This window comes from Microbulbifer halophilus, assembly GCF_026183675.1.
GTDB lineage: Bacteria > Pseudomonadota > Gammaproteobacteria > Pseudomonadales > Cellvibrionaceae > Microbulbifer > Microbulbifer halophilus.
In genome coordinates, this window is sequence record NZ_JAPIVK010000044.1 from 1 (window position 1) to 19990 (window position 19990).

Consider the following 19990-nt stretch of genomic DNA (forward strand, 5'->3'; position numbering starts at 1 on the left):
AACGTCCGCGGCCGCCCCCAACCGCGCCGTCGCGGCCGCCGCGGCGAGAATGCGGCCGCCGCCCGCGTCGCCGAGGTCCAGAGCCAGGAAGAGTTGAACCGCGAGGTCAATGAAGCGATCAACGAAGCCGAGAGCGAATCTCGCCAGGCCACCCGCAAGGGCAAGGCACCGGAAACCGGGCAGCCTGCGAGCCAGGCCAAAGCCGACACCGAAGCGAAGAAGGAGAAGCCCCGGGATCGCCGCCGCAAGGAACAGCCGGCCACATCCGAGCGCCCTGCCCCGGCGGAAAAGGCCACCGAGAAAAAAGCTGACAAAGCACCCGCTGCCCGTCAGCAGGAGCCGGTCGCCCAACTCCAGCCCTCCGCGGCATCGATCGAGCCGACTCCGGAACAGCCCGCGGCCGAACAACAGCCGGCAGAGGTGAAAAAACCGGAGGCCGAACCGGAAGCATCGAAGGCTACCGAGCCGGAAACCGCGGAAAAGGAAGTTGCAGAAAAGACTGCCACTCCGCCGGAGTCCGCGGGGCCGGCACAGCGGCCCGCTGAAGCCACAGAGCCCGAAGCGGGGCCCGCAAAAGAGACGGTCGCCGCGGAACCGGATGCCAAACCCACCGCTACTCCCGAGAAGGAAGCGGCCGGCGAAGAAGTGGCCATAGCGGAAGCTGAAGCCCCGGAAACCGAGGCGGCCAAAGAAACGCCACAGGCGCCAGCCACCGAAGCGACTCCGGCAGCGCCCTCCGGCAGCCGCGCCGGCAACGACCCGCGGGTAAACCCGAAACCGCTGCAGGAGTTGGCAATCGTCACCCAGCACCCCGATATCGGCGAGTTGCGCCCCCTCAACACGGCGCAACCGGCGGATATCGAACACAGACCGCGCGCCCTCACCCGTCCGGTCAACGACCCCCGTGTCGCCCGCCGCACGGACGAAGCAAATGAGGATACCGACAACTCCGCCGAGGCCAGTTGATCGACAACCGATGGAAAGCGGTAGAAATACCGCTCCCATCGCCTCATAAGGCGCGTACAGCACTGTTCAATAAATCAGCTAAGCTATTGAATCACTTAAAAAAATCGTCCATCCCCTTGTACCGGCCGACACGGCCGGTATAATGCGCCGGACAATTCGGAGGGGTGGCTGAGCGGTCGAAAGCGGCGGTCTTGAAAACCGTTGACTGTAACAGGTCCCAGGGTTCGAATCCCTGCCCCTCCGCCATACAAAAACCCGGCTTTATGCCGGGTTTTTTCGTATGGAGACGGGGCAGATTTGGATGTCCCCCTTGTTCGGGCCGGATCGAGCCAATCCGCCCGCAAACAGGGGGCGCTTCCGGTGGGAACAAGCACGTGCCAGAAGCCTTTCACCCTTGGGTACTCACGCAGCCAGAACCAGCGGCGCTTTCATCCCCTGAACCTGCGACTTCCCCATCTCTCACCCCCGCCATTTGATCTATCGTTAAAAACAGGCACCTCGTTCACTGCCTTAGTTGTTCCCCCCAAACCTCCATTTTCAAGCCCGTCAACCTCGAGGAAGAGCGTCATGAGTAAACCCTATGTACGTCTCGACAAAAACAATGCCGCCGTACTGATGGTGGACCACCAGGCCGGCCTGCTGTCACTGGTCCGCGACATAGCCCCGGACAAGTTCAAGAACAACGTGCTGGCACTGGCCGATTCCGCCGCATACTTCAAGCTGCCGACCATCCTGACCACCAGTTTCGAGGACGGCCCGAATGGACCGCTGATTCCCGAGCTGAAAGAGACGTTTCCCGACGCGCCCTACATTGCGCGACCCGGGCAGATCAACGCCTGGGACAACGAAGACTTTGTGGCCGCCGTCAAGGCCACCGGAAAGAAACAACTGATTATCGCCGGGGTGGTCACAGAGGTTTGCGTCGCCTTTCCCGCCCTGTCTGCAATCGAGGAGGGCTTCGAGGTATTCGTGGTCACCGACGCGTCCGGCACTTTCGATGAACTGACCCGCCACTCCGCCTGGGGCCGCATGGCGGAAGCCGGCGCCCAACTGATGACCTGGTTCGGCGTGGCCTGCGAACTGCACCGCGACTGGCGCAACGATGTCGAGGGGCTCGGCAAGCTGTTCAGTAACCATATCCCCGACTACCGGAACCTGATGACCAGTTACACCACGCTTGCCGAGTCCAGGTAACCGACCGGGCATATCTCGACGTCCCTTCGGAGGGACTCCCACGTCGAATTCCCCCAAAACAGATTCGGAGCGAACGGAAACGGACTCACGCGGCGACAGGTCGCCAAGAGTTCCGCAGCCCCGGCGCCGGAGGTCGCGATGTCCTTGCCCTCCGCGAGACGGCGTTGTACTGGCCATTGGCAGCGACAGGGAAATCGTGCCGCTGGCCGGCGACAGGACCCAGGTCATGAACCTGAATGGAAAACGCGTTATTCCGGGGCTGAACGACAGCCAGCACCTGATTCGAGGCGGCCCAGTGAGTGCACGTGGTAGACGGTTAGTCGGAACTCCAGTTTGCCGAGCGCTGCATACCGACCCTCGGCGAAATCAATCGCGCCGCCCTGAAAGCGGTTGGTTCAGAAACTCCGTGTGATACTGAACACCATTTCTCCGTTTCCCAGCTTCGGGTTGGCCAGGAAGGGATCCACACCATTGGTATCGTGCCAGCGCAGATCGAAAGTGAAGTGGTTCCAGGTCTGCGAAATGCCGATATCCCAGTAGGTATAGTTCAGGGCGTCGAACTCCGACTGAAAAGTCTGCTCGCCGACCCGGGCGGAGATGGAGATGTCCCGCTGGAAATCGGCGCTGACGGTCACTTCATAGGCGAGCGACTCCACACCATTGAGAAAATCATCGCCGAAATAGTTATCCGAATACCAGAAGCTGGGCGATATGGTGATGTTACCGGCACTGTAGCTCGGCGTGATATAGACCTCCCCGTAGTCCAGATCCGATGGGGATCCCGGATAGAAGTAGGCCCAGTAGCCTAAATCATAACTGAAACCACTGTCGCCGATATCGCCGGCAACACCGATATAGGGGTCCAGCTCCATACTGTTGCCAGTGCCGCCGAAATCGGTATTCGTGGACCAGACACCGAGATAAACGCCACTGTCGTGAGACCAGTTGAAATCGACATTTACCTGCGGGCGGTTGTTGGAATTGGAGATGCTGCGGAACATGTAATCGGAGGCGAGTTTGGCACTGCCGGCAAAAGTGCCAATCGTATCATCACTTTCCTCTTCCGCGCTGTAGCCGGCGGCGCTATACAGAACCATACAGGCCACCGCCCATACGGCGGCAATATCGGACTTTTTCATTGGATCTTCCCTGTCCTAAAAACCAAAACCGTCTCACTGCTATAGACGTCAGCCAGTTTTTTTCAAGCAAGGGCGTGGTATTCACCGGAAGTCAATCAATAACGCGCCTACCTATCGACTCCGCTACCACAATCGGCAAATAATGGCGACGCGTCCCTGCGCCACCTTTATACTTCCGGCAATAAAAAATAATTGCTTACAAGCCGGAGCTACTGACCGGTAAGCGCTTCGGCCACGCCGTCAAAGGCCGCTTTCTCTTCATAGGGTCCGTTGGACGGGCCGCTGAACAGAAGGGGCCAGTCGTCGGCGCCCTCGCGCTCGTCGAAGTCCAGTAGCCAGCTATCTCCATCCCACAGGCCCCACACAGTGATGCCACCCCGCAGGTGTGAAGGCACTACATCCAGGTAGGTTTCCACAATGGATTTGTAGCGACTCTTCTGCAGTGCTGCCGCTTCCGCGGTGTAACTGGTGTATTGCGGGAAAGGTGTGGAGGCATAGGGATTGTTGATCGGTACATCCAGCTCGGTGATTTTCACTTTCAGGCCGCGATCCACGATCTCCTGGAACGCTGTACGCATCTGCGAAGTAGACGGCCAGTCGATCTGCACGTGCATCTGGAAGCCGACACCGTCAATGGGCACGTTACTGGCCTGCAGGTCATCCACGATTTGCAAAAGGCAGTCCAGTTTTTCGCTGTTGCCACCCTCGGTGTCGTAGTCGTTGTAGTACAGGTCCGCGCCGGGATCGGCCGCGTCCGCCACCGTGAAGGCCTGGGCGATATAGTCGCTGCCTAGCCGCTGATAGAACAGCGAGTTGCGATAGCAGTTGGACTGGTTTTCATCAATGGCCTCGTTGACCACATCCCAACTTTCCACACGGCCGGCAAAATGATCGGCGATGGTGCTTACGTGATCGTTCAGCATCGCCTCGAAGTCGCCGCTGTAGTTGCTCATCCACGACGGCACCTGGTAATCGGAGTGCCAGATGAAAGTGTGGCCGTGTACCCCGATACCATTGGCGCCGGCCCAGTTCACCATCTCATCCGCATCGGCAAAGTCATAAGTCTGCTCGGACGGATGCAGGTAGCTCATCTTCATGATGTTGCCGGCGGTCAGCTCGCTGAAATGCTGGGCGATGGAAGTCTGCTTCTCGGCAATATCGAGGAAGCTGCGACTCTCGTTGCCAGCGGAAACCGCGACGCCTATCGGGAAGGCGGCGAGACTGTAGAGATTCTCCGCCGAACCGCCCGAGGAAGAGCTGCTGGACGAAGAACTGGAGGACGAACTGGATGAACTGCTCGACGAGGAGCTGCTCGAACTGGAGGAGGAAGAGGAGCTGCTGGAGCCACCCCCACACAGCGCGCCGGTAACGTCCGGTGTTTCGGCGCTGCCGCTGGAGGTACCCTGAAAGCCGAACATCACGCTCTGCCCCGGCTGCAGGCTTCCGTTCCATTCCGCATTGCGGGCGGTGTAGGGATTGTCGCCAGAGATATCGGAACTCCAGTGGTTAACGATGCGGCTGTCGCCGCTGTACTGCCACTGCACCTCCCAGTTGTCGATAGGCGTCGGGCCGTCGTTGGTCACCGAAACACTGGCAACAAAGCCGGAATTCCAACTGTTGTCGACACTGTACTCACAGGCCGCCATCGCACCGTGAGAAGCGGTGCCCAGCAATGTGACGACCAATGCCCCCATGTATTGGTGCAGGCGCTTTGTTTTTTTCAATTCTGTCGATGACGACAGGTCTGTAAAACTATCCATATTTCTCTCTCGTCGCTTTGGTTGTGGACCTCTCGAAAGGGAAGCTCTTCCGCCAACGACTTCACCATCAGACTGCCTTGGCTGGGCCGAAATTGCGTACAGACAAGAGCGATCGCACAGTCCCAATGACTGCCAGGTCATACTATCGGCAGGGCGGAGACTCAACCACGGGGAGATGGCTTTGATATGGAGAAATGTGAACCTGGTAGCGCTACCAACGTGATACCTCTTTGCCGGTCACGGCCCGGCGGGCGGAGTATGGCACCGCGACCGCCCCGATGGGGCAACTTCCCGGCCAGAGGGCTGGGCCGGGCCGGGTGAAAGATCCGGTCTAGGCTATAGATTGGCGACACTGAATCCGTATTGTCCCGGTATTAGAGCAACTTTATGGCGTCGAAGTACTACCCTGTCGGGATTATTGCCCTCTGTATCCTCGGCGTGGGTGCGGGTATCGGCCTGCTGCTCTACTTCGACCTGGACGAACGCATCATCGAAGTGCTGCAGTGGCTGGAGGCCCAGGGCTGGCAGGCGAGCCTGCTGTTTGTACTGATCATTGCCGTGGCGATCGTGTTGCTGCTGCCCGGGGTGGTTTTCACCATGGGCGCCGGTTTCGTCTTCGGAGTGATCGAGGGCACATTGCTGGTGGTGGCCGGGACGGCCCTGGGTGCCACCCTGGCCTTCCTGATCGCGCGCTACCTGCTACCGGAGCGCCCCTCGCGCTGGGTGATGTCCCATGTGCGCCCGGCACATCTCGGGGAAGTGATACGGGAGGAAGGTTGGAGCATGATCATGCTGACACGGCTCGTGCCCCTGTTCCCGTTCAAACTGTCCAACTATTTCTTCGGCCTCACGCCGGTGCGGCTGCGGGATTTTGCACTGGGCAACCTGATCGGGATCATCCCGATCAGCCTGAACAACGTCTACCTGGGTTCGATTGCCGCCGACCTGACCACCCTGGGGCAGGTGGAATCGGAGCGCACGCCGCTGCAGTGGACCCTTTACGGGGCCGGTTTTGTGCTGGCGGTAATCGGTGTGGTGGGGCTTACCCGTATCGCGCGGCGCACACTGGTCCGGAAAATTGAGAAAGAGGATCTCTGATGCCCTGGATGAAATGGCTCCCGTGGCGCTTCTTCGTTCGCCGCTTCGCCACTGCGCACGGCTTTCTCGATCCCCTGTCGGTGATGGCGCGGCTGCAGCGCTTCGCCGAGCCGTCGGAAGTGGCGGAACCCATCGAGCTGCTGCGCGCCGGCGCCATTTTCCATGCCCGCGCCCTGATCAACAGCAAGGTGATCCAGCACAACCTGGACTGGGTCTGGCCCTACTGGATCGAGCGCCAGTTCGATCCCCTGGATGAATCCTTCATCCCGCGCGCCTTTTCCATTACCCACTGCAACCTGAGCCACCGCAACTGGACCGCCGTGGGCCTGCCGGACTGTGAAGAAATGCCAGTCGTGGATCCCCGCGGCCTGCTCACACCCCACTACGACGGCTGGTCCATCGACACCTGGGTGATCGGCGACGACGGCCACCGACTACTGCCGTCCAAACTGAAAGAGTGCCAGCAGCGACTGCTGATGGATGAAAATATCGCCGTGCGCACCGAGACTTCCGGCGAAGGCCTGCGCCTGACCAACACCGCCAGAGTCGAGCGCGATAGCAACGACAGCCACTGCCTGCTGCAACTGAACGCCATGGGGGAAAGCGGCGGCTGGCTGGTGGTGGCGTTGCGCCCCTGCAACCCGGAGGGCGTCAGCTTCGTGCACAAGGTCTGCCTCGACGACGACCGCCGACACTGGCGAATCGAGGACAAACCGGCGGTGGAATTCGATCGCAAGGTGGATCGCCACCTGGCGTCCGATTACCGCAACGGCGACAGCTATCTGCACCTGGACGACCGCGGCGGGCGCCTGCACAGCGAATGCGAAGTGGGCATGGCCAGCGCCGCCGCCCTCTTCCGCCTGGAGACCGGCAAACCGCTGAATATCGACGTGAAAATCCCGCTGCACAGCGGCAGGCACAAGAGCCGGCTGTCGCCCCACTGGCCCGACAACCTGCAGGGCCACTGTGCCCTGTCGGTGCCCGACGAGCAGTTCCAGTTCCTCTACGATGCCGCCATCCGCACCCTGGTCCTGCACTCGCCCAAGGATGTGTACCCCGGGCCCTACACCTACAAACGCTTCTGGTTCCGCGATGCCGCCTTCATGATCCAGTCGCTGCTCTACGCCGGACTGATCGAGCGCGCCGAGCGGGCACTGGACCAGTTTCCCCACCGGCAGAAGCACGATGGATTTTTTCACTCCCAAGACGGCGAGTGGGACTCCAACGGCGAGGCGCTGTGGATCTTCGATCTCTTCTGTCAGCTCACCGACCGCAAACTGAAAGCCGCCTGGCGCGAACCGGTGTTGCGCGGCGCCCGCTGGATCGATGCCAAGCGCCAGTCGCAGGGCCGCAGCCACTGCGACGGCCTGCTGCCGGCGGGCTTCAGCGCCGAACACCTGGGCCCCAACGACTGCTACTACTGGGACGATTTCTGGGGTGTCGCCGGCCAGCGGTCCGCGGTGGCCATCAGTGAGCGGGAGGGCTTCACCGAGCGGGACACCTTCGCCGCCCAGGCGGAGGATTTCCAGCGCACCATCGACGACAGCCTGGCCCGCTGCGCCGAGCGGCTCGGCCGCCCGGCCATGCCGGCGTCCCCCAACCGGCGACTGGACGCCGGCGCCATCGGCTCCATCGCCGCCGGCTACCCGCTGCAACTCTACCCGGAGAACGACGAGCGCCTGACGGACCTGGCGGAATTCCTGATGGACAAGTGCTTTGTCAGCGGTGGCTTTTTCCAGGATATGATCCACTCCGGTATCAACGCCTACCTCACGCTCCATATCGCCCAGGTACTACTGCGCGCCGGCGATGCCCGATGCCTGGAGCTGATGCGCAGCGTCGCCAGGCTCGCCTCCCCCACCGGCCAGTGGCCCGAGGCCATACACCCGCACTCTTTCGGCGGCTGTATGGGCGACGGCCAACACGCCTGGGCCGCGGCGGAATGGGTGGCGATGCAGCGCAACTGCTTTGTGCGCGAAGAGGGCGACAGCCTTGTACTGGCCTCCGGCCTGCCGCCCCAATGGCTCAGGGGAGAGGAGCAGGCGGATACCGGTGCCGAAAAACCCATCCGCTTCGGACCGGCGCCGACACGCTTCGGTACCGTCACCCTGGCGATCGAGCCGGGCGCCGCGCCGCGGGTATCCTGGGAAGCGAAATGGCACCGCGAAGCCCCATCGATCCAGGTACGCGCACTGGGATATGCAACCGCCGCGCCGGAAGCAGGCGTCAACCACGTGGAGCTGTCACCACAGTGAACATCGTGATGCTGACCAATACCTACCTGCCCCACGTGGGCGGCGTGGCCCGCTCGGTAGCCGCGTTTACCGAGGAGTACCGCAAGCGCGGACACAGGGTCATGGTCGTCGCGCCGGAGTTTGCCCAACGCATCCCGGGTGAAAGAGGCGTGATCCGCATTCACGCCATCCAGAATTTCAACGGCAGCGATTTCTCCGTCGCCCTGCCCTTTTCCGGCCATCTCAGCGATCACCTCAACGAGTTCCGGCCGGACATCGTGCACGCCCACCATCCGTTCCTGCTGGGCATGACCGCCCTGCGGATTGCCCGCGCGCGGCAACTGCCGCTGGTGTTTACCCACCACACCCTCTACGAGCGCTACACCCACTATGTGCCCGCAGACTCCGAAGCGCTGAAGCGCTTCGTGATCGAACTGGCTACCCGCTACGCCAACCTCGCCAGCCTGGTGTTCGCGCCCAGCCACAGCATCGCCCGACTGTTGCGGCAACGCGGTGTGGAAACGCCCATCGCCGAAGTCCCCACCGGGGTCAAACTGCAGGACTACAGCGGCGGTGATGGCGCGCGCGCACGCCGCGAACTGGGCATACCGGCATCGGCATTCGTCGCCGGGCACCTGGGTCGCCTGGCAGAGGAAAAAAACCTGGAGTTTCTCGCCACCGCCGCCGCCGATTTCATGCAGCGCAATCCGCGGGCCCACTTTCTGGTGGTGGGCAGCGGCCCGATGGAAAAGCGGCTGCGGCGACTGTTCGACAGCCGCGGCCTGGGCGATCGCCTGCATATGCCCGGAACCCTGCAGGGAGAGGCCCAGCGCGACGCCTACACGGCCATGGATGTATTCGTCTTCGCCTCCACCAGTGAAACCCAGGGCATGGTACTGACCGAAGCCATGGCCACCGGCACCCCGGTGATCGCACTGGACGCCAACGGCACCCGCGAGGTGGTGCGCGACGGTCTCAACGGCCGGTTACTGATGCGCCAGAGCCACAGCGAATTCACCGCCGCGCTGCAGTGGCTGCTGGAATTGCCGGCACGACGACAACGGGAACTGCGCGACGAAGCGCTGGCCACGGCGGAGCAGTTTTCCATGGAAAACTGCTCCGAACGGGCGCTGCAACTCTACGAGCCCCTGCTCGGCCAGCCCTGGTCCCTGGACGACTCCCTGTACGCCCAGTGGCAGCGCATGCGCAATACCATCGGCGCCCAATGGGAGATCCTCGAAGGCGTCACCGGCGCAGCCGGCGCCGCCTTCAGCCACCCACCGCACAAGCAACCCTAGTCGGGAGCGCAATGTTAGATCGTATTGCATCCAGGCTCCGCCGCTGGCGCCGACGTTTCAGCCGCAGCGAGTGGATGGCCCAGCTACTGGGCCTGCCCACCAGCGAGTGCCCGCCGGGCGACCCGGGGCTGGTACTGATCCAGATCGACGGTCTCGCCCACCCGCAACTGGAACAGGCGCTGGCCAAAGGGCGTATGCCGTTTCTGAAACGGCTGATGGAAAAGGAACACTACCACCTGGAGCATCTCTACCCGGGCGTACCGTCCACCACCCCGGCCGTGCAGGCGGAACTCTTCTTCGGCGTTCGCCAGGCGGTGCCGGCCTTCGGCTTCATGATGCGCGAGAGCCAGAAGCTGGTGCGGATGTACGATCCGCATGTGGCCGCGCGGGTGGAGGAAAAACTCAACGCCCGCTGCCGCGACCCGCTTCTGGCAGGCGGCGGCAGCTGCTACCTGAGCCTGTTCCGCGCCGGCGCCGCGCGCGGCGAGGCCCACTTCTGCCCCGCCGACCAGGGCTGGGGCCCGGCGCTGCGCGATGCCAGCCCCTGGAAAGTTCTCCTGCTGTTGCTCACCAATGCCTGGAGCCTGGTGCGCACTGCGGGGCTGGTGGTGGTGGAATTCGTACTGGCGATTGTCGACTGTGTGCGCGGCGTATTCCGCGGGCAGGACCTGGTCCGCGAACTGATGTTCATCCCCACGCGCGTCGCCGTCACCATCCTGATGCGCGAACTCTGCACCATCGGGGTCAAAATCGATATCGCCCGCGGCCTGCCGGTGATCTACGTCAACCTGCTGGGCTACGACGAACAGTCCCACCGCCGCGGCCCGCGCTCCGCGTTTGCCCACTGGGTGCTCAAGGGCATCGACGACGCCATCGCCCGTATCTGGCGCGCCGCGCACGGCTCCGACCGACGCCACTACGATGTGTGGATTTTCTCCGACCACGGCCAGGAACAGACCCGCCCCTACGAGCGGGAATTCGGTCGCAGCCTGGGCGAGGCCCTGGCCGATGCCCTCTCGGACCTACCCGGCAGCCCGGAACAATACCCCAGCAAGGGCCGCCGCGGCATCGACCTGGAGCGCGCGCGGCTGTTCGGCAGCGAGTGGATCGAGAAGATGACTCCGGACGAGGGCGGCGACGAACACGCCGGTGACACCCCGCTGGCACTGGCGGCACTGGGCCCGCTGGCGATGCTCTACAACCTGGAACTGGACGGCACCGAGCGCGCCCAGGTGGCGCAACTGATCGTGGAGCAGGCACGGGTGCCACTGGTGCTCTACCGCACGGACCCCGCCGACCCCGCCTCGGCGGTACACGGCTGGTGGGCCCACGGGCCGGTAAAACTGCCGCAGGACGGCCCCGCGCTGCTGGGCGCCAACCATCCGTTCCCCGACGAGACCATCGCCGACATGGTGCAACTCTGCAGCCATCCGGACGCCGGCGACTTCATGATGTACGGCTGGTGCGCAGGGATGGACCAGCCCCTGACCTTCGCCATGGAAAACGGCAGCCACGGCGGCGCCGGTCCCAACGAAACCCACGCCTTCGCGCTGATGCCGGAGGATATACCGCCACCGAACCCGGAGCGCGGCCACTGGCGCCCGGAGGAACTGCGCGCCACCGCCCGCGCCTACCTGCGAGGCCTCAATCCGGCGACGGCGAGACCGCGCCGCGCCGCGGTGAAAACCCTGCGCGTGATGACCTACAACGTGCACAGCTGCCGCGGTATTGACGGCAAGCTGTCGCCCCAGCGTATCGCCCGCGTCATCGCCCGCTACCAACCGGACGTGGTAGCACTGCAGGAGCTGGATGTACTGCGCGAGCGCAGTGGCGGCCTGGACCAGGCCGAGCGCCTCGCGCGGCTGCTGGCCATGGACGTGCATTTCCACCCGGCCCTGCATCTGGAGGAAGAGCGATACGGCGACGCCATCCTCACCCACCTGCCGGTGCGGCTGATCAAGAAGGACATACTCCCCGGCCCGCCCAATGGCAAAAGCGGCCTGTTCAACCCGGCCGCGGATGAACCCCGCGGCGCCATCTGGGTCGAAGTGGAACACGAAGGTCAGAAGCTGCAGATCATCAATACCCACCTGGGCCTGTCCAAGGCCGAACGACTCCGCCAGGTGGACGCGCTGCTGGGCCCGGAATGGCTGGCGCACCCGCACTGCAGCGGCCCCAGGCTGCTGATGGGCGACCTGAACGCACTGCCCAATTCCGCCGAGTGCAAACGGTTGGGCGGCCATCTGCGCGACGCCCAGGTGGCGGCCCCGGACCACAAACCCCGGGGGACCTTCTTCAGCCGTATGCCCCAGGCGCGTATCGATTATATTTACACCAGCCCGGATTTTCGCGTCGAGCGGATCCTGGTACCCGGCACGGAACTGACCCGACAGGCATCGGACCACCTGCCGCTGATCGCCGATATCGAGCTGCCGACCGGCGACGGCGACAGCCCGGGGGATTGAAAAGACGCCCGTGCGCCCCAATATTACCTTGGTGAGTCGGCAGCGTTGGCAAAGAAATCGCAACGCAGTCGATGGCAGATTTCCGGCCGGCGGTCGCCGGGTGACGAACTGACTTGATGGTCCCGACCGCTGGCTATATGATTCCCGTAACGTTCAATAGCAGGAGCCGCTAATGCAGCAGCAAGTTTACTCACAGTCCCGCGCAGTGGATCGCTCGGAAACGGCGAAGGTGCTGCGCAATACCTACGCCCTGTTGGCCATGACCGTACTGTTCAGCGCCTTCACCGCCGGCGTCGCCATGGCGGTGGGCATGGGCCGCGGCATGGGCATCATCTGTTCACTGGTCGCTCTCGGCCTGATCTGGTTCGTGCTGCCGCGCACCGCCAACTCCGGCAAGGGCATTGCCGTTGTCTTCGCCTTCACCGGCCTGCTGGGCGCCTCCTTGGGCCCGATCCTGAGCTACTACATATCGGCCGGCGCCGGCCAGGTGATCACACAGGCACTGGGCACAACCGCGCTGATCTTCTTTGCCCTGTCCGCCTATGTGCTGACCACCCGCAAGGATTTCAGCTTCATGGGTGGCTTCCTGTTCGTGGGCCTGATCGCGGTACTGGTCTGCGCCCTGGGCATGATGATCGCCAGCATGTTCGGCTTCTACATGCCGCTGGCCAGCGTGGCCCTGAGCGGCGTCATCGCCCTGCTGTTCTCCGGCTTCATCCTGTACGACACCAGCCGCATCGTGAACGGTGGCGAGACCAACTACATCATGGCGACCACGTCCCTGTACATTTCCATCCTGAACCTGTTCACCAGCCTGCTGCACATCTTCGGCTTCGCCGCCGACGACTGATTCGCAGCCGCTGGAACGGTCAACCGCAATGCCCCGCTCCGCGGGGCATTCTTGTTTGGTACCTATGAAATTTTCCCTGGTTGTCTACGGCGCACCCCATGCCTCCCAGTCCGCGGCTACCGCGCTGCGCTTTGCCCGCGCGCTGCTGGCGCAGGGGCACCAGCTCTACCGCGTCTTCTTCTACGGCGATGGTGTCCACAATGGCAGCGCGCTCAGCGCCCCGCCCCAAGACGAGGCCGACACCATCTGCGGCTGGCAGGCGCTGCAGCGGGCGCACGGACTGGATCTGGTAGTCTGTATCGCCGCGGCCCAGCGCCGCGGGCTCTTGAGCGAGAGCGAGGCCCGCCGGCTGGAGAAGCCCGCCGCCAACCTGGCCGACGGCTTCGAGCTGGCGGGCCTCGGGCAGTTGACCGATGCCACGGCCAACTCCGATCGCGTTGTAACCTTCGGCTAGGGAGACACAGAGATGGCAAAACACATACTCGCCCTCTGTCGCCAGGCGCCCTATGGCAATGCCCTGGCCCGCGAGGGGCTCGAGGCCGTACTCGCCGCGGCCGCGATGGAACAGACCCCCGAGCTGCTGTTTTTGCGCGACGGCGTCTTCCAGCTTCTCGGCAGTCAGGAACCCGCCTCAATCGAGCAGAAAAGCCTGCTGCGCAACCTGCAGGCGCTGCCGATGTTCGGCGTCGAGACCATCCACGTCTGCGAGAGCAGCCTGCGCGAACGGGGTATCGATGCAAAACAGCTGGAAATCCCCGGCGCGGAGATCGAACTGGTCGCCGATACCGGCGAGTTTATCCGCGGTTTCGATACGGTCCTGAGTTTCTGAGGCGCACGACATGACACTGCATATCGTCAGCAAATCCCCCTTCAGCTCCAACGCCCTCGCCGACTGCGTCGGCACCTTCGGCGACGACGACGCCCTGCTGTTGATCGAGGATGGCATTTACGCACTGAGCGGCGACATACCGGAATCCCTCGCCGCGGGGCCCGTCTACTGCCTGGAGGCGGATGCGGAGGCCCGCGGCCTGCAGATACCGGAGAATATCCGGGCCATCGACGACGCCGGCTGGGTGTCGCTGTGCGCCGAACACAAACCGATTGTCAGTTGGTTCAGATAATGGACACCATGCAGATCGAAGGCCGCGAGATTCCGCTCGACAAAGAGGGCTACCTCCGCAACCTGGAAGACTGGAGCCCCGCCGTGGCCGAACAGCTCGCCAGCACCGAGGGGGTCGAGCTGACCGAATCGCACTGGGAGGTGATCCGGTTGTTGCAGGATTTCTACCGGGAATTCGAACTGTCGCCGGCGATGCGGCCATTGGTGAAGTATGTCGGCCAGCAGTTGGGGGCCGACAAGGGGCGGAGCATCTACCTGATGCAGCTGTTTCCGCCGAGCCCGGCGAAGGTGGCCAGCAAGATAGCCGGGTTGCCGAAGCCAACTAACTGCCTGTAGCTCAGCCCTCTCCCAGCGGGAAAGAAAACGTATCGTGCAACCCTGCACTCTCTGTCTACGTACCTCCCCTCTCCCACCGGGACAAATCCGTCGGGAACGGATTTGGGCAGCTTTAGCTGGCCGAAGGCCGTGCGCCAAGGATGGCGCACGCCAGTGGGGCCGGGGGAGAGGGCGTCTCAGGCATGCACTATAGCTGACCTGCTGCCTGTAGCTCTCCCCTCTCCCTAACCCTCTCCCAATGGGAGAGGGGACTGGATCGTGCAGCCCCTCGCCTCTCTGAGAGGGCCGGCCTCAGACATGCACAATCACCCGCCGCTTGCCACGATGCTGCCGGTGCTCCCAGAGATAAAGCCCCTGCCAGGTCCCCAACATCAGGCGTCCATCTTTAACCGGCACGGAAAGACTGGTCGCCGTCAGCGCCGCCTTGATATGCGCCGGCATATCGTCCGGCCCCTCCAGGGTATGGGTATAGAGCGGATCATTTTCCGGCACCAGCCGGTTCAGCCAGTTCTCCAGATCCACCCGCGCCGAGGGATCGGCATTCTCCTGGATCAGCAGGCTGGCGGAGGTGTGCTGGATAAACAGGGTGCAGAGCCCCTCATCCACGCCCTGCCCCGACAGCCAGTCGGCCACTTGGTCGGTAAATTCGTGCAGTCCCTGACCGCTCACTAGAATTTCAATCTCACCAATTGCCATAGAGATTCCTTCGCTCTTTCCTTTAAAATGCGCGCCCGCTCTCAACCAGCCACAACGGCATTTTAATATGGCCATACACCGGGTTAACACCGACGACTATCACGACCAGCTCCAGCGCAAGGCAGAGCGCCTGCGCGCGGCCTACGGCGAATACACCGACCTGGCGCCAGAACTGTTCCCGTCCCCGCCGATCCACTATCGCCTGCGGGCCGAGTTCAAGGTGTGGCAGGAAGGCGGTCGCGCCCACTATGCCATGTACCGCCAGGGCGAATACAAGAAGCCGTTTATCATCGACGAGTTCACCGTCGGCTCCGAGCTGATCAACGAACTGATGCCGAAAGTACTGGCGGCGGTCAACGAGAGCGAAATACTGAGAAAACGCCTCTTCTCCGCCGAGTTCCTGACCACGCTAAGCGGCGACGCGTTGATCACGCTGATCTACCACAAGAAGCTGGACGAACAGTGGGAGGCGGAGGCCCGCGCGCTGCAGGAAAAGCTCGGTTTCCCGATCCTGGGTCGCTCTCGCAAGCAGAAACTGGTATTGGAGCGGGATTATGTGATCGAGAAATTGCCGATCGGTGACAGGACTTACCAGTACAAGCAGGTGGAGGGCAGTTTTACCCAGCCCAACGGTGAGATCTGCCGCGCCATGATCGGCTGGGCCAGGGATGCCTGCAAAGAGGCGGGCGGGGATCTGCTGGAACTCTACTGTGGAAACGGCAACTTCACCATTCCACTCGCAGAGCATTTCGACAAGGCGCTGGCGACGGAAATATCCAAGGCGTCGGTCAATTCCGCACAGGAAAATATCCGCGCGAACGGCGTCGACAACCTGGATATCGTGCGTCTATCAAGCGAGGAATTTACCCAGGCCATCGATAAGGTGCGGCCCTTCCGACGCCTGAAACATATCGACCTGGACCGCTACGATTTCTCCACCGTACTCGTGGACCCGCCCCGGGCCGGGCTGGATGCGGACACCTGCGCGATGGTGGCGCGTTTTCCGCGGATTCTGTATATCTCCTGTAACCCGGAGACACAGCTGGAAAACCTGAAGGTATTGAGCAAGACGCACCGGATCGAGCGCTTTGCGCTGTTCGACCAGTTTCCGTATACGGATCACACCGAATCAGGACTTTTGCTGGTTCGCAAATAAATCGATCCATCCGCAGACATGCCCTCACCCTGGATTTAGATCTGGGCCAGACCGCCATCGGCAAACAGCTCGGCACCGTTGACAAAACTGCTGTCGTCCGAGGCCAGAAATAGTGCCGCCCTGGCGATTTCACTCGGCTTGCCCACGCGGCCCAGCGGTACCATATCGGCAAAGCCGTCCAGAAACCCCTGCGCGTGCTCAGTGGGTACCAGACCGGTCAACCCGGGCGTTTCCACGGGGCCGGGGCTCAGGGTATTGACGCGAATACCGCGCGGTTTGAGATCCAGTATCCAGTTGCGGGCGAAGCTGCGTACCGCTGCCTTGCTGGCCGCATAGACACTGAAGTTTTCGGTACCGCTACTGGCGGCAGTAGAACCGGTAAGAATGACCGAAGCCCCCTCGCGCAGCAGCGGCAGCGCCTTCTGAACCGTGAACAGCATCCCTTTGACATTGATGCCGAAAATACGGTCGAACTGTTCCTCGGTGATGGCGCCCATGGGCAGAAAATCACCGCCCCCCGCATTGGCGAAAACGATATCCAGGTGACCGGTTTTTTCTGCGATCTCTTCGTAGATACGGTCCAGGTCTTCCATTCTGGAAATATCGCCGCGAATGCCGATGGTGCCCGGCCCCGCAGCGGCCACGGCCTCTTGCAGCTCTGCCTGGCGGCGCCCGGTAATAAACACCGTTGCGCCCTGTGCCGCGAACTCCTGTGCGGTGGCTCGGCCAATACCCGTGGTGCCGCCGGTAATCAGTGCGACTTTACCTTCAAGTCTTTTGGTCATGATGATTCTCCGATGGTGAACAGGCTGTGTTGGGCCCCTCGGAAGGAAGCGACCTGGCCGCGCCTCGTACGCGGTCCCACCCACGGCAGCGCCGTGGAACCGGGTACAAACCAATCGATTTTTTCTGCAAACAGTGCCTGCACTCCCTCGGCATCGGCGGCGCCCAGACGCTCGAGTAACTGCGCTGCGGTGCTGCGGGTGTCTTGGATCTTCATCGTCTCTGTGTCCATTGTTTATGGAAAGTGCTGTGGTGTGCATTCGGCGACCCCGGCTGGTGTGAGGCAACGGCTGCCCAGGGCAACCGCAATTGCAGACTGCAGCGTCAGCTACGTATGCAGCCAAGGTCATTTCGAATCCACAATGCGAACTATAGAGCTAACTTTTTGGACGAATAAGTCCCGAGTTGGTAGTATCAGCTTCAACCAAATGGAACAGGAATTGCCGTGGAGACCCTGGGAAATCTGACTTCTTTCGTGCGCGCGGCGGAAGCGCTGAACTTCTCCGAGGCCGCCAGGCGCCTCGGCATCTCCGCCGCCGCAGTGAGTAAGAATGTGGCCCGCCTGGAGAGTAATCTCGGCACTCGTCTGTTCCACCGCAGTACCAGGCGTCTGACCCTGACTGAGGCCGGAGAGCGCTTGTACGCTGAGGTGGCCGACAGCCTGGACAATATCCAGGCCGCCATTGCCCGGACCGATGAAGCGCGACAAGTACCCGCCGGCCGACTGCGGGTCAGCCTGTCTCCCTCTTTCGGCATGACGCATGTGCTGCCCCTGCTGGCCGATTTCAAACAGCGCTATCCGGAAGTCGTACCCGACTGGCACTTCGAGAATCGCCGCGTCGATCTGGTTGCGGAAGGGTTCGATGCCGCCATCAGCGGCGCCGTCGAGCTGGTGCCGGGTGTGGTGGCGCGGGAGCTGTTCAAGTTACACCTGGTGGCCGTCGCCTCGCCCGCCTTCCTGAAAGCGAACCCTACCCCCCGGGGCCCGGACGACCTGGCCGACCTGGACGGCATCGTCGTGCGCTCGACTCACAGCGGCCGATTGCGCAGCTGGACCCTGCAGCATAGAGACGGAACCACCTGCAATGTCAGCCTCAGGCCCTCGGTGATCATGAATGACCCAGAGGCCATCTGCCGCTGCGCGGTCATGGGCCTCGGGGTTACGCTGGCGCCGGTGGACTGCGCCTACAGCTGGCTTCAACGGGGGGAGTTGGTGCGACTGCTGCCGGACTGGCATGTCGATCTGGGAGCGGTAGTGGTCTATTACTCCGGCCAGAAACTGCTGCCATCCAAGACCCGCGTGTTTATTGATTTCCTAGTCGAGTACTGTCAGAGAGAGCTGGCACCACGTTTTCGCGCCGTTTGACCATTTCCCAGCACGACGTCGAAAGTTACAAGAACGATTTCCAAAAAAGGCTGACTAGTGGTTCGGATATCGATCGCGTCCATGGGCCCCGATTCATTTTTCAGACCGCTCAGAACTCCCGCCCGATAATCCGCTTGGCCGCATTCAACGCAAAATCCTGATACTCGCTTTCAACCTGCGCCATCTCCATCTCAAACTGAAACTGTTTCTTCCGCGGCAGCTTTTTCCATTCCTGCAGAATCGGAATATGGCTGGTCTTGTCGGCCACGGTATAAAAAGCCACAAACTCGTCCTTCACCGCCTGCTCCACCTGCAGCGCATCCAGGAGCACACGAATCCGGATCGACGCCTCGGTAACACCGACACCATCGTCGAGTAATGTACGGGCAAGAATCTGGATACTGTCGTTGACCCGCTGGCGCTGATCCAGGGCAGACTGTTCCAGCTCCACCAGTTGTGCGGCCTGTCTCTTCTGCGCCAGATGCAGTTTGCGCAGGTAGTAGCCGGCCACTGCGGCCAGCGCGAAAATAATCAGCGCGGCCACAACCAGTAGCCATATTGGGAAAGCCGTCATGGGGAAACCTCTAGAAAAAATTGCTCAAAACCAGACTTGCAACAGCGCCAGCCCCAGGCTGGCGGTCACAATCGACAGCAGTGTACTCAGGGCGACGATATTGGCCGCCAGCTGGCTGTTGCCACCCATGGCGCGCGCCATGATAAAGGACACGGTCGCGCTGGGCGTGGCCGCCAGTAGCAGCAATACGCCCATGACCTGCGCCGGCAGTTGCAGCAGCCAGCCGCAGGCGAGCAGGATGGCCGGCACACCCAGCAGCTTGATCGCCGTGGCCCCGAAGGCCGCCAGCGAGCTGCGTCGCAACAGGCTGAAATCCAGGCTGGCGCCGATACACAGCAGCGCCAGCGGCAGTGTGATCGAGGCCAGGTAGTCGCCGGTCTGCAGCAGGATATCCGGCAGCACCAAGCCGATCTCCCGGCACACCAGCGCCAGTACAATGGCGACGATCAGCGGGTTACGGGCGATATCCTTCGCCAGTTTGCCCCAACTGAAACGCACCTCATTGCTGTAGACCGCAAACAGCGTCACTGCGGCGAGATTATACAGGATGGTCACCACCGCCATCAGCAGCGCCGCCTGCGCCAGGCCGCCGCTGCCGTAGGCATTGGCCGCCCAGGCCAGGCCGATAATGCCCAGGTTGCCGCGGAAGGCGCCCTAGATAAAGGCACTGCGATCGCCCCGCGCCAGCGGCCGCGCTGCCAGCCAGGCCAGCGGAATGGTGATCACCGTGCCCAGCAGGCCCGCCGCCAGCAGCGGCAGCTCCTCGCCCAGTTCGGCGTCAGCGGTAAAAATATTGATAAACAGCAGCACCGGCAGCGTGATCATAAAGACCAGCTTTGACGCATCGTCCACAAAAGCCTCGCGTAGCAGGCCAATGCGCATCAGCCAGTAGCCGATGATCAATGTCAGGAAAATGGGTCCGGTGACGGACAGGGCAAAGGCGAAAGTCTCCACG

General features: G+C 62.3%; 20 protein-coding genes, 1 tRNA gene and 1 pseudogene. 14 read left to right on the forward strand and 8 right to left on the reverse strand.

What is annotated here, in order from left to right; translation table 11 throughout:
* The 3 genes and pseudogenes from OQE62_RS17085 to ycaC all read left to right on the forward strand — a co-directional run.
* A pseudogene (locus OQE62_RS17085) lies at positions 1–966 on the forward strand (ribonuclease E/G); the annotation flags it as partial.
* A 158-nt stretch (positions 967–1124) separates the two neighbouring features.
* Positions 1125–1212: transfer RNA gene (locus OQE62_RS17090), tRNA-Ser, on the forward strand.
* A 321-nt stretch (positions 1213–1533) separates the two neighbouring features.
* On the forward strand, positions 1534–2160 hold the full coding sequence (ycaC, locus tag OQE62_RS17095) for an isochorismate family cysteine hydrolase YcaC (RefSeq protein WP_265723259.1): 627 nt from the start codon (positions 1534–1536) through the stop codon (positions 2158–2160).
* A gap of 395 nt (positions 2161–2555) precedes the next feature.
* Here the strand turns inward: ycaC and OQE62_RS17100 are convergent, their stop codons facing one another.
* Both OQE62_RS17100 and OQE62_RS17105 read right to left on the reverse strand, forming a co-directional pair.
* Positions 2556–3299, reverse strand: a complete 744-nt coding sequence (locus OQE62_RS17100; protein ID WP_265723260.1) for a TorF family putative porin — start codon at positions 3297–3299, stop codon at positions 2556–2558.
* Between the two features lie 209 nt (positions 3300–3508).
* Positions 3509–5059, reverse strand: coding sequence for an endo-1,4-beta-xylanase (locus OQE62_RS17105; RefSeq protein ID WP_265723261.1), 1551 nt, complete (start codon positions 5057–5059; stop codon positions 3509–3511).
* A gap of 387 nt (positions 5060–5446) precedes the next feature.
* Here OQE62_RS17105 and OQE62_RS17110 point away from each other — a divergent pair, with 387 nt between their 5' ends.
* The 9 genes from OQE62_RS17110 to OQE62_RS17150 all read left to right on the forward strand — a co-directional run bounded on the left by OQE62_RS17110 (position 5447) and on the right by OQE62_RS17150 (position 14460).
* Positions 5447–6157 carry a TVP38/TMEM64 family protein gene (locus tag OQE62_RS17110; RefSeq protein WP_265723262.1) on the forward strand — a complete coding sequence of 237 codons (711 nt, stop codon included), beginning with the start codon at positions 5447–5449 and terminating at the stop codon, positions 6155–6157.
* Positions 6157–8412, forward strand: a complete 2256-nt coding sequence (locus OQE62_RS17115) for a hypothetical protein (protein WP_265723263.1) — start codon at positions 6157–6159, stop codon at positions 8410–8412. The genes OQE62_RS17110 and OQE62_RS17115 overlap by 1 nt, the downstream gene beginning before the upstream one ends.
* Positions 8409–9689 (forward strand): glycosyltransferase, encoded by a 1281-nt coding sequence (locus OQE62_RS17120; protein WP_265723264.1) that lies wholly within the window; start codon positions 8409–8411, stop codon positions 9687–9689. Before OQE62_RS17115 ends, OQE62_RS17120 begins: the two co-directional genes overlap by 4 nt.
* An 11-nt stretch (positions 9690–9700) precedes the next feature.
* A complete protein-coding gene (locus OQE62_RS17125; RefSeq protein WP_265723265.1) occupies positions 9701–12154 on the forward strand; it encodes an endonuclease/exonuclease/phosphatase family protein in 2454 nt (817 codons plus the stop codon).
* 172 nt (positions 12155–12326) lie between these two features.
* Positions 12327–13004: a Bax inhibitor-1/YccA family protein gene (locus OQE62_RS17130; RefSeq protein WP_265723266.1), complete on the forward strand. Its 678-nt coding sequence runs from the start codon at positions 12327–12329 to the stop codon at positions 13002–13004.
* Positions 13005–13068: 64 nt separating this feature from the next.
* Complete coding sequence (gene tusD, locus OQE62_RS17135; RefSeq protein WP_265723267.1) at positions 13069–13458, forward strand: sulfurtransferase complex subunit TusD; 390 nt, start codon at positions 13069–13071, stop codon at positions 13456–13458.
* A 12-nt stretch (positions 13459–13470) separates the two neighbouring features.
* Positions 13471–13833, forward strand: a complete 363-nt coding sequence (gene tusC, locus OQE62_RS17140) for a sulfurtransferase complex subunit TusC (protein WP_265723268.1) — start codon at positions 13471–13473, stop codon at positions 13831–13833.
* A 10-nt stretch (positions 13834–13843) separates the two neighbouring features.
* Positions 13844–14125, forward strand: a complete 282-nt coding sequence (gene tusB / locus OQE62_RS17145) for a sulfurtransferase complex subunit TusB (RefSeq protein WP_265723269.1) — start codon at positions 13844–13846, stop codon at positions 14123–14125.
* Positions 14125–14460 carry a TusE/DsrC/DsvC family sulfur relay protein gene (locus tag OQE62_RS17150; protein WP_265723270.1) on the forward strand — a complete coding sequence of 112 codons (336 nt, stop codon included), beginning with the start codon at positions 14125–14127 and terminating at the stop codon, positions 14458–14460. Before tusB ends, OQE62_RS17150 begins: the two co-directional genes overlap by 1 nt.
* A 291-nt stretch (positions 14461–14751) precedes the next feature.
* On the opposite strand, the gene OQE62_RS17155 is transcribed toward OQE62_RS17150, so the two are convergent.
* The gene (locus OQE62_RS17155) at positions 14752–15156 is read right to left on the reverse strand and encodes a secondary thiamine-phosphate synthase enzyme YjbQ (RefSeq protein ID WP_265723271.1); all 405 of its coding nucleotides are present in this window, start codon (positions 15154–15156) and stop codon (positions 14752–14754) included.
* A 67-nt stretch (positions 15157–15223) separates the two neighbouring features.
* On the opposite strand from OQE62_RS17155, the gene trmA reads away from it, so the two are divergent.
* Positions 15224–16312: a tRNA (uridine(54)-C5)-methyltransferase TrmA gene (trmA, locus tag OQE62_RS17160; RefSeq protein WP_265723272.1), complete on the forward strand. Its 1089-nt coding sequence runs from the start codon at positions 15224–15226 to the stop codon at positions 16310–16312.
* Positions 16313–16347: 35 nt separating this feature from the next.
* On the opposite strand, the gene OQE62_RS17165 is transcribed toward trmA, so the two are convergent.
* Together OQE62_RS17165 and OQE62_RS17170 are read right to left on the reverse strand one after the other, a co-directional pair.
* Positions 16348–17097 (reverse strand): SDR family NAD(P)-dependent oxidoreductase, encoded by a 750-nt coding sequence (locus OQE62_RS17165; RefSeq protein ID WP_265723273.1) that lies wholly within the window; start codon positions 17095–17097, stop codon positions 16348–16350.
* Positions 17094–17312 (reverse strand): nuclear transport factor 2-like protein, encoded by a 219-nt coding sequence (locus tag OQE62_RS17170; protein WP_265723274.1) that lies wholly within the window; start codon positions 17310–17312, stop codon positions 17094–17096. The genes OQE62_RS17165 and OQE62_RS17170 overlap by 4 nt, the downstream gene beginning before the upstream one ends.
* A gap of 228 nt (positions 17313–17540) precedes the next feature.
* On the opposite strand from OQE62_RS17170, the gene OQE62_RS17175 reads away from it, so the two are divergent.
* Complete coding sequence (locus tag OQE62_RS17175) at positions 17541–18461, forward strand: LysR family transcriptional regulator (protein ID WP_265723275.1); 921 nt, start codon at positions 17541–17543, stop codon at positions 18459–18461.
* 109 nt (positions 18462–18570) lie between these two features.
* Here the strand turns inward: OQE62_RS17175 and OQE62_RS17180 are convergent, their stop codons facing one another.
* The 3 genes from OQE62_RS17180 to OQE62_RS17190 all read right to left on the reverse strand — a co-directional run bounded on the left by OQE62_RS17180 (position 18571) and on the right by OQE62_RS17190 (position 19989).
* Positions 18571–19035 (reverse strand): DUF2489 domain-containing protein, encoded by a 465-nt coding sequence (locus OQE62_RS17180; protein WP_265723276.1) that lies wholly within the window; start codon positions 19033–19035, stop codon positions 18571–18573.
* Between the two features lie 24 nt (positions 19036–19059).
* A complete protein-coding gene (locus OQE62_RS17185; RefSeq protein ID WP_265723277.1) occupies positions 19060–19599 on the reverse strand; it encodes an AEC family transporter in 540 nt (179 codons plus the stop codon).
* A 90-nt stretch (positions 19600–19689) separates the two neighbouring features.
* Positions 19690–19989 (reverse strand): AEC family transporter, encoded by a 300-nt coding sequence (locus OQE62_RS17190; protein ID WP_265723278.1) that lies wholly within the window; start codon positions 19987–19989, stop codon positions 19690–19692.
* Position 19990 lies beyond the last annotated feature (1 nt).